We start from the raw sequence: 12,792 nt of genomic DNA on the forward strand, positions 1-12,792 counted from the left end.
CCTGCTGTATGCATTGAAGTTTCAGCTCCAACCGCTGATAACGCGGATGTTGCTGCGGGGTACGTCGGAAAGGTTAAGGGCACTGGCCTGGTCGACGCGTGCCAAAACCTGCGCACCTTTTGCCTATTCGTGTCTGTGTGCATCACCCGCAAAACCTGTCACGGAAAGACACTCATGCACCTCGGAACTTACTGGGCGTTACGCCCACCTCGCGACGAAACACCTGGGAGAAGTGACTGGGGCTTGAGTAGCCGACCTCCAGCCCGACGTCGATGACGCTACGCCGGGTCTCGAGCAACAGCTGCCGCGCGCGAACTATGCGCAAGCGGATAAAGTACTGGGAGGGCGACAGTCCCGTCGCACGCTTGAACATGCGGCTGAAGTGGTACTCACTCAGCTCGGCAAGCCTGGCCAGCCTCGCCAAGCTGAACTCAGCGCCTAGATGCTCACTCATGGCGTCAGTCACTTTGCGCAGCTTGTACGCTTGCAAGGCGTTGACCCGACGCCCAGGCTGGATATCGGCGAGATAGCTGCGCACCAGATGTACGGCCAGCGCCTGTGCCAGAGAACGGACGAAAAGGGAGCTGGGCGAGCGCTCTACAACCAGTTCGGTGCGCAACTGCTCCATGACAGACGCGACGCGCCCGTCCCGTGCCCCTGAAACATCGCGCAAACGCACTGGCCCGGCGTGCTCACCCAACAGCTCCCGTGACGCTTGCTCGATCAGCGGTAACCCCAGATAAAGGTGCATGACTTCGAAGGTGTCACCCCCGTGAGTCTGCCACCGCATTTCATACGGCTCATCAGAACTGGTGAGAAAAAAATCGCCGGCGCTGACCTCTGCCGCTTCCCACTCCCCACCCAGTACGCGCTCCTCCACCCTCGCCGCCCCCGCCAGAACCAGGACGACCAGCGGTTCCACCACCGCAGGCACGAGAATGGGCTCAATGACGCTGCGATGGGTAAACAGCTGAATCACAATGTCCTTGATTTCCGGGCACTGCGGTAAAGCCTGCGGCTCGCCTGGCAGGTATTCACGCATCGACTCCCCGGTGATGCGCAAGCCTGGCGAGAATGTCGACATCTGTTCGAGGGACGTTAACCCGGTATTCGCCATGAACATGTCCTTTTCATACTCGACTGTGCAAAGTCAGACAGGCTTCAACCACTCTCCAGGCGCTTGCCCGACCTCTGCGCGATGAGACCGGATCGATGATATCGAGCTTTTCCCGCTCGTTGAACCGAGCGCCGAACCTTCCTCACTTAACATTCGGCGCAAAATCCCGACAGCCTGGGCAAGCCCACGAAAGCCGACTTCGCCTCGCTGCGAGACAGTAGGCCCGTCGCCGATGACAGCGCCTTGCAGGTGCCGACACGGCTCACCCCCTACTCGATCACAACGCTGGAGAAAATCATGACCGATATCAAGAACAGCATGCCAAACGAAGTGGCAGGTAAAGTCGCCTTGGTCACTGGCGCGGCCAGTGGCATCGGCAAGGCAATCGCACTGTTGCTGCACGCCCGCGGCGCCAAGGTCATCGCCGAAGATATAAACCCTGAGGTGGAGGCGCTGGCCTGCCCCGGCCTGGTACCACTGGTGGCCGACATCACTCAGGACGGTGCCGCCGAGCGTGCGGTCGCATTGGCCGTCGAGCAATTCGGTCGGCTGGACATCCTGGTCAATAACGCCGGCATCATCATCAACAAACTGGTCATCGACATGACCCGCGAAGATTGGGAGCGCATTCAGGCGGTCAATGCTACAGCGGCATTTCTGCATAGCCGGGAAGCGGTCAAAGCGATGATGCCAAATAAATCCGGCTCGATCGTCAACATCGCGTCCTATGCCTCCTACTTCGCCTTCCCCACTATTTCCGCCTACACCGCCTCCAAAGGTGCGCTTGCCCAACTGACGCGAACCCTTGCGCTTGAGGTCATCGCCCACGGCATCCGCGTCAATGCTGTCGGTGTTGGGGATGTGGTGACCAACATCCTCAACAATGTGGTCGACGATGGCCCTGCTTTTCTCGCCAAACATGGCGAAGCCGCGCCGATCGGCCGCGCCGCACGGCCGGAAGAAATTGCTGAAGTGGTCGCGTTCATCGCCTCGGATCGTGCCAGCTTCCTGGTCGGTTCGGTGGTCATGGCAGACGGAGGCATGACCGTCACGGCCGGGTGAGCCTCCGCTGGAAGGCGCCGCCGGGCATTCTCGGCAAGCCCGAGAGGATCAGGCAAATCTGCGACAGTTTCGACCTAACCCCCCTCCGCTCGGCTACGTAATCTGAAAACACGCAACAGATGCAGAAACAGGCCATGGCAGGCCATTCAGCTGAACAACATCGATGAGGACTGAACAATGAAAAACGCAAACCGGCTTTCCATTTCACTGGCTATGAGCGCGATCGTTGCTTGCGCGGTCAATCTCTCCTCCACCAGCCTTTACCTGGCCGCAGACGGGGCCGACCGAACTCCCGGCATGCGGGTGACTGAAGGTGGCAGTGACCGCACACCCGGGTTCAGGGTTGCCGAGGGTGGCTCGGACCACACTCCCGGCATGCGCGTAAGTGAGGGCGGCAGTGACCGCACACCGGGTTTTCGCGTTGCCGAAGACGGCTCAAGCCAAACTGCCCTGGGTCGTATCGGCTAAGCATGCAATCGAGGAGAAGCCCTATGAAAAATGCTAAACGAGCCACTCCCGATCATCGTTACGCAGGTATGTGGGTAACCGCTGATGGATTCATCCGTCACGAGCTTCTGGCAACTGGGCGTTACGACGAGGCCCGTGGTAAAAATAAGAGCGCCTATCAAGGCCGCTACGAAATAGTGGGTGACTACATCCAGTACTGGGACGATAGCGGCTTCACCGCCGATGGGCACTTTCATGACGATGTGCTGTATCACGCCGGCATGATCCTCTATCGGCAATGAGCAATTTGATGATGTCGGGTGAATATGGTCTGCCTGGACAGCCACCAGGCAGATGCTCATGAATACGTGTGAGAGCCTTGAAATGGAACAGAGCGATGCTTTCATCCTTCAGAACACAGCCATATACCGTGACGAACTGGTTCGCTTACTGACGCAACGGTTTACGACACCCGGGATCTATGAGACCGCCATAGCGCCCCTGCATGTCATTCGTTTTGACGCCCCCTCGGAGCTTATCCATACCGTCCACAAGCCGGCACTTTGCCTGATCGTGCAAGGACAAAAAGAAATCGGCGTGGGTGACGACCATTATCTGTACGACCCGCTCAGTTACCTGGTGGTATCGGTGACACTTCCAGTTTCCGGTCGCGTGCTGATGGCCAGCCCGGAGGCGCCTTACCTGTGTATCCGTCTTGATTTCGAGGCCACGGAAATTGCCCAGGTCATTGCCGATGCTCCCCCGACGGGCGTCCCGGACGAACCGGAGCGTGGCCTTTTCCTTGAGAAAGTCGATGTTCCCCTGCTGGAAACAATGCTTAGGCTGGTACGTCTGCTGGAGACGCCGAAGGACATCGGCATGCTGGCTCCGCTCGCCCTGCGGGAGTTGTATTACCGCCTCCTGCGAGGCGTGCACGGTAGCCGCCTGTATGAGCTTGCCCTCGGTGATTCACAAATGCGGCGGGTGACGCGGGCAATCGATTGGTTGAACAACCATTACACCCACCCCTTGCGCATCGAAGAACTTGCACGGGTAGCCAATTTGGGCAGTTCTACTTTGCATCACCACTTCAAGGCAGTGACCGCGATGAGTCCGCTGCAGTATCAGAAACAACTTCGTCTGCAGGAAGCCCGCCGACTGATACTCGGCGAAGGGCTGGATGTGGCGAGTGCATGTTATCGAGTGGGCTACGAAAGCCCATCGCAATTCAGCCGAGAGTACAGTCGCCAGTTCGGGTGTCCGCCATCCAGAGATACCAGTCGAGTTCGTCGCCCTGCATGAAAGGCTACTGGACGGTCTACGGCTGATGCGGTTCTACTCGTATCCTCAGGGCTGAGTAGCTGTTGCCCTGGAACCCAATTCACCGAATAGCCCACTTTCACTAATGGCAGTATTTGGCCGATTGCTGCCGGTCCCGAATGGCAGTAAATGGCCGATAGCAGCCCGCGACGAATGACTACATCGAGTCAAAAGCAGCCTCTTCTACAGCTTCCATCTACACATCCAACCAAGCCCCACACCCGATTTACCATTAAACTCTCCCCCCTCACGCCGCTCTCCTCTTCCCTGCGGCTCACCTGATTGTTTGCGGAGTTTGCCTTGCGTCTGTTTCACACCTCCGACTGGCACCTGGGGCAGAACCTCCATGGCCAGGAACGCGATTTCGAGCATGCTTGCTTTCTTGAATGGCTGTTGCGCCAGCTGGCGCTGCACAGCCCTGACGTACTGCTGATCGCTGGCGATATCTTTGACACGGTCAATCCGCCGGTCAAAGCCCAGGAGCGGCTGTACGACTTTATTGTCAGTGCCCATGAACAGCAGCCCGGCCTGACCATTGTGATGATCGCCGGCAACCATGACTCCGGTTCGCGCATCGAGTTGCCGGCGCCCTTGATGCGGCGTCTGCGCACCCATGCCCTGGGCCGGGTGCTGTGGCTGGACGACGGGCAGCTGGACAGCGAGCGTCTGCTGCTGCCGTTGCCCGATGCCAGCGGCGCGATTGCCGGCTGGTGCCTGGCGCTGCCGTTCCTGCGGCCGGCGGAAGTCACCGGCCCGCACCTGGGCGACGATTACCTGCGCGGTATCGGCCAGGTGCATGAGTGGCTGATCGCCGCGGCCAACGCCAAACGTCAGCCAGGCCAGGCGCTGGTCGCCATCAGTCACGCGCACATGGCCGGCGGTTCGGTGTCGGAAGACTCCGAGCGCAGCCTGATCATCGGCAATGCCGAGGCCCTGCCCGCCAGTCTGTTCGGCCCGAGCATCAGCTACGTGGCCCTGGGGCATCTGCACAAGCCGCAGAAGGTCAACGGCGAGGAACGCATCCGCTACAGCGGCTCGCCGATTCCGCTGTCGTTCTCGGAGATCGACTACCAGCACCAGATCCTCGATATCCAGCTCGACGGCGAAACCCTGGTCAGCGTCGAGCCGCGGCTGATCCCGCGGGCGGTCAACCTGCAACGCCTGGGCCCGGCGCCACTGGCGGAGATCCTGCTGCAACTGGAAGAACTGCCGGACATCGACCTGTTGGCCGAAGAGCAGCGCCAGCCCTGGCTGGAAGTACGGGTGCGCCTGGACGAGCCGCAACCAGACCTGCGCCAGCAAGTGGAAAGCGCCCTGCAGGGCAAGGCCGTGCGCCTGGTGCGGATTGCCGCCGAATACGCCGGCAATGGTGGACGCGAGGGCGACGACGGCGCCGCGCAACTGGTGGAGCTGGACCAGCTCAGCCCGCAGGACCTGTTCAGCCGCGCCTGGCTGGACAGCTACGGCAGCGAGGTGGACGAACAGACCCTCAAGGACTTCGCGCAACTGCTCCAGGAAGTGCAGCACGAGGAGGAGCAGCCATGAAGATTCTTGCCATCCGCCTGAAGAACCTGGCCTCCCTGGCCGGCCCCTTTGAAATCGACTTCAGCGCCGAACCCCTGGCCAGCGCCGGGCTGTTCGCCATCACCGGGCCCACTGGCGCCGGCAAGAGCACCCTGCTCGATGCGCTGTGCCTGGCGCTGTTCGGCGCGGTGCCGCGGCTGAACAATATCGGCCGCGAAACCAAGGTGCCGGAGGTGGACAGCGAAATGCTCACCAGCGACCCGCGCACCCTGCTGCGCCGTGGCACCGGCAGCGGTTACGCCGAGGTCGACTTCGTCGGCATCGACGGCCATCGCTACCGCGCCCGCTGGGAAACCAACCGCGCCCGGGACAAGGCCAACGGCAAGCTGCAGGCCAGCAAGCAGAGCCTGCACGACCTGGACAGCAATCAACTGCTGGCCAGCCAGAAGCGCGACTACGAGCAGTTGATCGAAGCCAAGCTGGGGCTCAACTTCGAGCAGTTCACCCGCGCGGTGATGCTGGCCCAGAGCGAGTTCAGCGCCTTCCTCAAGGCCGACGACAAGGAACGCAGCGAGCTGCTGGAAAAGCTCACCAACACCTCGATCTACAGCCAGCTCGGGCGGCGCGCCTACAGCAAGAGCAAGGAAGCCGAGGAACAGCACAAGACCCTCAAGGCCCAGGCCAGCGGCATCACCCCGCTGGAGCCCGAGGCCCGCGCCGAGCTGGACCAGCGCTTCGACGCCGCCCAGCAGCAGCTCAAGGCCCAGCAGGCGCAGCTCAAGCAACTGGAGCTGCAACACGCCTGGCTCAAGGAACTGCAGCAGCTGCAGGACCAGCAGCGGAGCGCCGCCGAGCAACTGCAACAGGCGCAAACGACCTGGGAAGGCCTGGGCAGCGAGCGGACCAGGCTGACCCGCCTGGAACAGCTGGCGCCGCAACGCCATCAGTTCGCCCGGCAGGTGGAACTGAACCAGCAACTGACGCCGCTGCGCGAGCAGATCCGGCAACAGCGCCAGCAACAAGGCGCAGAGCAAAAACGCCAGGGCGAACTGGAGCAACAACTGAGCACGGCCCAGGCCGCGTTGCTCGCCGCCCAGGAACAGCAAAGCGCCGGCGCCCCGCTGCTGCGCGAGGCCTTTGCCGAGCAAAGCACCCTCGCCCACCTGGGCAAGACCTGCGGCGAAGCCGGCGAGCTCAAGGACAAACTGCAACAGGCCAGCGAACAAGGCCAGCAGGCGACCCAGGCCATGCTCGAACAGCAGCGCCTGGTGGGCGAACGCCTGCAGCGGATTGCCGAACAGCTGGAACACAGCACCCATCTGGCGCCGCTGAGCGATGCTTGGAATGCCTACCGCGATCGCCTGCAACAGCTGATGCTGGCTGGCAACCGGCTGAACAAGGGCCAGGAAGAACTGCCCGGCCTGCAACAACGGGCCGCCAGCGCGGCGCAGCAGTTGGCCGCACAACGCGATGAGCTGCAAGTGCTGTACAGCGAGGCCGGCGCCGAGCCCCATGCGGTGGCCGAACAGTTGCAGATCCTCAGCGACCTGCTGCAGGACAACCGCAAGCAACAGCGCGCCTTCGAAGAACTGGCGCGGCTGTGGGCCAGCCAGCAGGAACTGGACAAGCGCGGCGCGGAACTGGCGGACAAGCTGCAGACCGCCGCACGCCAGCGCGAAGAACTGAACCGGATCGGCTTGCAGAGCAAGGCCGAACTGACGATCGCCGAACAGACCCTGACGGTGACCCAGCAACTGCTGGAACGCCAGCGCCTGGCGCGTAGCGCCAGTGTCGAAGAGCTGCGCGAGCAGTTGCAGGACGACCAGCCCTGCCCGGTCTGCGGCAGCCACGAGCACCCCTACCATCAGCCCGAGGCGCTGTTGCAGAGCCTGGGTCGCCACGACGAAAGCGAAGAAGCCAACGCGCGCAAGGCGGTGGATGAACTCAAGGAAAAGCTCGCCGAACTGCGCAGCCAGGTCGGCGGCCTGATCGCCCAGCAAAAGGAATTCCTCCAGCAACAGGAGCAACTGGCAAGCCAGCAGCAGGCCCTGGCGCCGAGTATCGAAGCCCATCCGCTGTCGGCGGCGCTGCTCGACCAGGACGCCGGCAAGCGCGACGCCTGGCTGAACCAGCAACTGAGCCAGCTGAACCAAAGCATCCAGCAGGACGAACAGCGCCAAGGCGCCCTGCTGAAACTGCAAAAGGATGCCGGGCGCCTGCAACAGCAACTGCAAGCGGCGGTCGAGGCCAGCCAGGAAGCCACGCAACAGCTGACCCAGCAGCAACAGCAGCTGGGCGCGGATCGCCAGCGCCTGGAGGAAGAGCTGTCGGCCTTCGCCACCCTGCTGCCGGCCGATACCCTCGAAGCCCTGCGCAGCGACCCGGCCGCGACCTTTATGCAGATCGACCAGCAGGTCATGCAGCGCCTGGAACAGCTCGACCAGCAGAAGGAAGAACAGCAGGAACAACAACAGCGCCAGCTGGCCCTGGACAAGGAACAGGACCGCCAGCAGACCCGCGTGCAGCAACTGCAAGCCGCCCAGGAGCAGTTCAATACCCTGGCCGAGCAACAGCAGGCCGCCCGCAACAAGCTCGCGCAACTGCTGGGCGAACACGCCAGTGCCGAGCAGTGGCAGCAGCATCTGGAACAGGCCGTGGAACAGGCGCGCGCCGCCGATGTGCAGGCCAACCAGCAGTTGCAGGAGGTCCGCAGCCTGCTGGTGCAACTGGGCGCGGAACTGCAAGGCAAGGAGGAACGCCTGCTGGCCCTGGAAGCCGAACAGCAGGCGCTGGGCAGCAAGATCGCCGACTGGCGCCAGCAGCACCCGGAGCTGGACGACGGCGGCCTGGAACAGTTGCTCAGCCTCGACGACCAGCAGGTCGCCGCGTTGCGCCAACAACTGCAAGAGCGCGAAAAGGCGGTGGAACAGGCCAAGGTCCTGGTCACCGAACGCGAGCAACGCCTGCACAGCCATCAGGCCCAGCACGACGGCCAGCTCGACGCCGAACAACTGGCCAGCGCCCTGAGTGAACTGCACAGCCAGCTGGCCGCCAGCGAACAGCTGAGCGCCGAACTGCGCGCCCAGCAGACCGAGGACCAGCGCCGGCAAGACGCCAACCAGGCGCTGGGCGAGCAGATCGCCCAGGCCTACGCCGAATGGCAACGCTGGGCGCGGCTCAATGCCTTGATCGGCTCGGCCAGCGGCGACACCTTCCGCAAGATCGCCCAGGCCTACAACCTCGATCTGCTGGTGCATCACGCCAACGCGCAACTGCGCCAGCTGGTGCGGCGCTATCGCCTCAAGCGCGGCGGCAGCATGCTCGGCCTGCTGGTGATGGACACGGAAATGGGCGATGAGCTGCGCTCGGTGCACTCCCTGTCCGGCGGCGAGACCTTCCTGGTGTCCCTGGCGCTGGCCCTGGGCCTGGCGTCCATGGCCTCCAGCACGCTGAAGATCGAGTCGCTGTTTATCGACGAAGGCTTCGGCAGCCTCGATCCGGAATCCCTGCAACTGGCGATGGACGCCCTCGACGGCTTGCAGGCCCAGGGCCGCAAGGTGGCGGTGATTTCCCATGTGCAGGAAATGCACGAGCGGATTCCGGTGCAGATCCAGGTACGGCGCCAAGGCAATGGCCTGAGCACCCTGGAGGTGAAATGAATACTTTGTATTCGTTCCGCCGCTGCCCCTACGCCATGCGCGCCCGCCTCGCGCTGCGCTACAGCGGAGTGCCGCTGGAGATAGTCGAGGTCAACCTCAAGGCCAAGCCGGCCGAGATGCTGGCGCTGTCGCCCAAGGGCACGGTGCCGGTGCTCAACGCTGACGGACGGGTGATCGACGAAAGCCTGGACATCATGCGCTGGGCCCTGGCCCAGCACGATCCGCAGGATTGGCTGCTGAAGGACGATGGGCCGGCGCAGCAACGGATCGAGGCGCTGATCGCGGAAAACGACCAAGTGTTCAAGCTGCACCTCAATCGCTACAAATACGCCGAGCGTTACCCCGAACAGCCGATGGAGCATTACCGCAGTCAGGGGGAAGTATTTCTACGGCAGCTGGATGAACTGTTGAGCCAGCACGATTACCTGCTGGCAGATCACCCGAGCCTGGCGGACATGGCCCTGGCGCCTTTCGTGCGGCAGTTCGCCCATGTCGATCGCGAGTGGTTTGCGCAGACGCCTTACCGGCATTTGCAGCGCTGGTTGCAGCGGTTCCTGGAGTCGGAGCTGTTTGTCGCGGTCATGGCCAAGGCCTGAGCCTGACACCTGTTATGTAGGAGCGAAGCTTGCTCGCGATAAATCCGCAACGATAACGCGATGCGATGGATAGAGCGCTGCTGCGCAGCGATCGCGAGCAATCGAGCGTCGACCGGCAGCTCCTACAGAAGACTGTGTTGCGTTCAACTCAGCACACTGCACATCTGCAACGCCGAGCAATCGACGCTGAACGGGCCGAAGAACGCGGCCCTGGGTTTGGCTGGCGGGTTGCCGGCCAGCAGGCCCTGGGCCTTGGCGGTTTCAATGTTGTGGGCGATGTTGTGATTGCATTCGATGGCCCGGGCCAGCGAGCCCGCCGAGCCCTGCCCGATCCCCAGCAAGGAAGCGCCATTGGTCATGAACGCCAGGACGGCAATGACCCAGAACCTGCGTCCTTTCATAGCAGCGCCACTCCCGCATCAGGAACCTGTTCGGCGGCTTGCGCGCGGTGTTCGAACTGGATGGCCGGGTAAGCGACCTGGATCGGCGGTTGCACCGTCGACGGGGTCTGGGCCGAGAGGCTGACCAGGAGGACCATGGCCAGGTACAGGCCAATGGCGACATAGGCGCCGCGCTTGGCAGAGGTGAGGATCGAGTGGGCCATGGTGGTCTCCGTGGGCATGTTTCAGTGCCCACAGAATCCGTTAAAAACGCCCGCCGCAGAAACAACCTCGGTGCATAGTCACCATCAGTTGGATTGATCGTTGGTCCGCGGCCAATCAATCCTCAAGCAGGGTCAGCATTCGCTCGCGGGAGGTTTCCGGCTCGCCTTCAATGGGCTGGGCAGCCGAGAGAATCGGGGTGGAATAGAGGAACAGAAGAACCACTGCCAGACGCATCGCCATGCTGTCGATCCTTGGAAAGGAGGAGTCAATTAATTAGCGTCAAATTTAAACATATGGCGATATGACATTACCAAGCTAATTTGCCTGGCATGGGGGAAAACGTCGCATACAGGTAATGCAGGAGCGACATCACTGCTGATCCACCGGATGAACGAGTCCATTCAGGGAAGCCAGTGACTTCGCTCCTGCATACCTGGGCGGTGCGGGGAATTTCAGTGTTGGATCTTGTGATCCAGCGCGGCGTAGAAGTTGGCGCTCTGTTGCAGGTATTTCTGGGTGTAGGTGTTGGTCGCGGATTTTTTCTCGCTGATTTCCACGTTGGCGCTGGCTGGCAGGGCCACGGTAGCGGAGATGGCGGAAGCGGCGATCACGGAGAAGAGATTGAAGTTCATTGGGTAACCCTCGTATGCAGTCGGCTTGTTTGCCCGGAAGCCTTGATGCGCCGGGCCGTGAAGCAAAACTACGCCCGAGGGTTGGCGGGTTGAAATTTTTTCCAGCAGTAGCAGATATCAGCGTCATTAATAGAAAGGCGCAGGCCCCGTCAACCGGGGCCTGCGGCCTATTGACGCACCAGGAATTTGATATCGCTGGGTGAATCGAACGGCAGTTTCTGCACGGTCTTGCCGAGGAAACCGGTCTTGGCGTCGCGCTCGATCACCACGATTTCGTTGCTCTTCTGGTTGCCGATCAGCACGTACTTGTTGCTCGGATCGAGGCTGAACTCACGCGGGTGATCGCCCTCCACCGAACGCCGCTGGATCTCCTTGAGCTGGCCGGTGGCTTCGTCGATGGCGAACACCAGCAACTGATTGGCCGTGCCGCGGTTGCTCACGTACAGGTACTTGCCGTCCTTGGAAGCATGCAGCGCACCCGCCGCCTTCTTGTCCTTGCCGCCGCTGGTCAAGTCGAGGATCTGCTTCTGGGTCAGCTTGCCGTCCTGGTAGTCGAACACCGCCACCTGGGCGCTCATTTCCAGGGTCAGGTAGGCGTGCTTGCCATCGGCGCTGAACAGCAGGTGGCGCGGGCCGCTGCCCGGCGGCAGCTCGACGAACGCCGGCTCGGCCGCGGTCAGTGGGCGTTCGGCGTTGGCCTTGGGGTCGTAGCGGTAGACGAAGACCTTGTCCGCGCCCAGGTCGCTGGCGAACACGAACTGGCCGTCCGGCGACGACACCACCGAATGCACGTGGGCCGCCACCTGGCGCTCGGGGTTGACCCGGCTGCCTGGGTGGCTGCTGAGCTGGACCACCGGCGACAGCTTGCCATCGGTACCGACCGGCAACACCGCGAGGCTGCCGCCCGGATCCGCAACCACCGAGTAGTTGCTGACGAACAGGTAGCGACCATCGCCGCTCAGGCTCGAGTGCGTCGGCTCGTTGCCCAGGCTCTGCACCTGGTTGATCGGGTTCAGCTTGCGGCTCTTGGCTTCGATGCTGAAGCTGCTGACCCGGCCGATCGGGTCGGCTTGCCCAGGCCCGTTCTCATTGACCACGAACAGCTGCTTCTGGTCCTTGGACAGGGTCAGCCAGGACGGGTTGGCGCTCTTGACCACCTGCAGCGGCTTGGCCTCGATCTTGCCGGTGCGACCGTCGAACTTGAGGCGGTAGATGCCTTCGCTCTGGCCCTGGGTGTAGGAACCGACCAGCAGTTCCTGGGTCTCGACCGGCGCGGCCTGCACGGCCATGGCGCCGATACTGCCAGCCATCAGCAGTGGCCAGAAGTTACGCATCCTCATGTTCATCCTCCTCATCGTTACGGGCACTGAAAGCACTCATGCACACCAGGCGGTGCTCACCGGAGTCGCCGACGATGGTCCAGCTTTGCAGGGTGTCGTCGAAGGTCGCGGCGTTGACCTGGGCCAGGCTGAAACTCCAGCGCTTGGCCGCACGGCCGTCCATGCATTCGATCAGCAGCTGTTGGTCGTCAAGGGTGAAGTCGAAGGCATGCAGCCCGTCGATTTCCAGCATGTCGCAGGCTTGGAGGGCAGTCAGCAAAGTGTCTGTAGCGGCAGTCATAGTCGTCAGTCAGCAATGGAAAGCGGCCATGATAGCGGGTCCGGCGCGGCGCGGCTGTAGTGGCATTGCAAAGTTCGCACGAACCATTGCTACAAATTCTGTAGCCGCTGGCGCAGCTGCGCCAGGGCCGAAGGCCCTCCTGCACCAGGAACACCGCTGCGAGCGTGCCGGTCGATCGCAGCCTCGCGGGCTCGGCAGCGGCTACAGGGG

Annotated in this window: 14 protein-coding genes; 7 read left to right on the top strand and 7 right to left on the bottom strand. The window is 62.3% G+C overall.

From position 1 onward, the window contains the following. Nucleotides 1-172: 172 nt before the first annotated feature. A complete protein-coding gene (locus tag J4D28_RS19685; RefSeq protein ID WP_038636564.1) occupies nt 173-1,117 on the bottom strand; it encodes an AraC family transcriptional regulator in 945 nt (314 codons plus the stop codon). A gap of 297 nt (nt 1,118-1,414) precedes the next feature. Here J4D28_RS19685 and J4D28_RS19690 point away from each other — a divergent pair, with 297 nt between their 5' ends. The 7 genes from J4D28_RS19690 (at nt 1,415) to J4D28_RS19720 (ending at nt 9,725) form a co-directional block, all read left to right on the top strand. Next, the gene (locus J4D28_RS19690; protein WP_038632080.1) at nt 1,415-2,179 is read left to right on the top strand and encodes an SDR family NAD(P)-dependent oxidoreductase; all 765 of its coding nucleotides are present in this window, start codon (nt 1,415-1,417) and stop codon (nt 2,177-2,179) included. Between the two features lie 177 nt (nt 2,180-2,356). Next, a complete protein-coding gene (locus J4D28_RS19695; RefSeq protein ID WP_080710531.1) occupies nt 2,357-2,647 on the top strand; it encodes a hypothetical protein in 291 nt (96 codons plus the stop codon). Nucleotides 2,648-2,670: 23 nt separating this feature from the next. Beyond that, nucleotides 2,671-2,928 (top strand): Atu4866 domain-containing protein, encoded by a 258-nt coding sequence (locus J4D28_RS19700; RefSeq protein ID WP_031286649.1) that lies wholly within the window; start codon nt 2,671-2,673, stop codon nt 2,926-2,928. An 82-nt stretch (nt 2,929-3,010) separates the two neighbouring features. Beyond that, entirely contained in the window at nt 3,011-3,928 is a 918-nt protein-coding gene (locus tag J4D28_RS19705; protein ID WP_038636559.1) for an AraC family transcriptional regulator, read from the top strand. 318 nt (nt 3,929-4,246) lie between these two features. Then, nucleotides 4,247-5,491 (top strand): exonuclease SbcCD subunit D C-terminal domain-containing protein, encoded by a 1,245-nt coding sequence (locus tag J4D28_RS19710; RefSeq protein ID WP_038632077.1) that lies wholly within the window; start codon nt 4,247-4,249, stop codon nt 5,489-5,491. After that, entirely contained in the window at nt 5,488-9,129 is a 3,642-nt protein-coding gene (locus tag J4D28_RS19715; protein WP_103330970.1) for an AAA family ATPase, read from the top strand. Before J4D28_RS19710 ends, J4D28_RS19715 begins: the two co-directional genes overlap by 4 nt. Beyond that, on the top strand, nt 9,126-9,725 hold the full coding sequence (locus tag J4D28_RS19720; protein ID WP_038632073.1) for a glutathione S-transferase: 600 nt from the start codon (nt 9,126-9,128) through the stop codon (nt 9,723-9,725). Before J4D28_RS19715 ends, J4D28_RS19720 begins: the two co-directional genes overlap by 4 nt. Before the next feature lie 143 nt (nt 9,726-9,868). Here the strand turns inward: J4D28_RS19720 and J4D28_RS19725 are convergent, their stop codons facing one another. The 6 genes from J4D28_RS19725 to J4D28_RS19745 form a co-directional block, all read right to left on the bottom strand. Further along, entirely contained in the window at nt 9,869-10,126 is a 258-nt protein-coding gene (locus tag J4D28_RS19725) for a hypothetical protein (protein WP_038632071.1), read from the bottom strand. Then, complete coding sequence (locus J4D28_RS19730) at nt 10,123-10,329, bottom strand: hypothetical protein (RefSeq protein ID WP_009048729.1); 207 nt, start codon at nt 10,327-10,329, stop codon at nt 10,123-10,125. Before J4D28_RS19730 ends, J4D28_RS19725 begins: the two co-directional genes overlap by 4 nt. Before the next feature lie 115 nt (nt 10,330-10,444). After that, nucleotides 10,445-10,570, bottom strand: coding sequence for a hypothetical protein (locus tag J4D28_RS30470; protein ID WP_256587583.1), 126 nt, complete (start codon nt 10,568-10,570; stop codon nt 10,445-10,447). Nucleotides 10,571-10,782: 212 nt separating this feature from the next. Next, complete coding sequence (locus tag J4D28_RS19735) at nt 10,783-10,962, bottom strand: hypothetical protein (protein ID WP_007923220.1); 180 nt, start codon at nt 10,960-10,962, stop codon at nt 10,783-10,785. 167 nt (nt 10,963-11,129) lie between these two features. Continuing rightward, a complete protein-coding gene (locus J4D28_RS19740; RefSeq protein ID WP_009048726.1) occupies nt 11,130-12,302 on the bottom strand; it encodes a lactonase family protein in 1,173 nt (390 codons plus the stop codon). Next, nucleotides 12,289-12,582, bottom strand: coding sequence for a DUF5629 family protein (locus tag J4D28_RS19745; protein ID WP_016704661.1), 294 nt, complete (start codon nt 12,580-12,582; stop codon nt 12,289-12,291). The genes J4D28_RS19740 and J4D28_RS19745 overlap by 14 nt, the downstream gene beginning before the upstream one ends. Nucleotides 12,583-12,792: the final 210 nt, after the last annotated feature.

The sequence above is a fragment of the Pseudomonas sp. GW531-T4 genome, from assembly GCF_017349615.1.
In the GTDB taxonomy this organism is placed as follows: domain Bacteria; phylum Pseudomonadota; class Gammaproteobacteria; order Pseudomonadales; family Pseudomonadaceae; genus Aquipseudomonas; species Aquipseudomonas chlororaphis_I.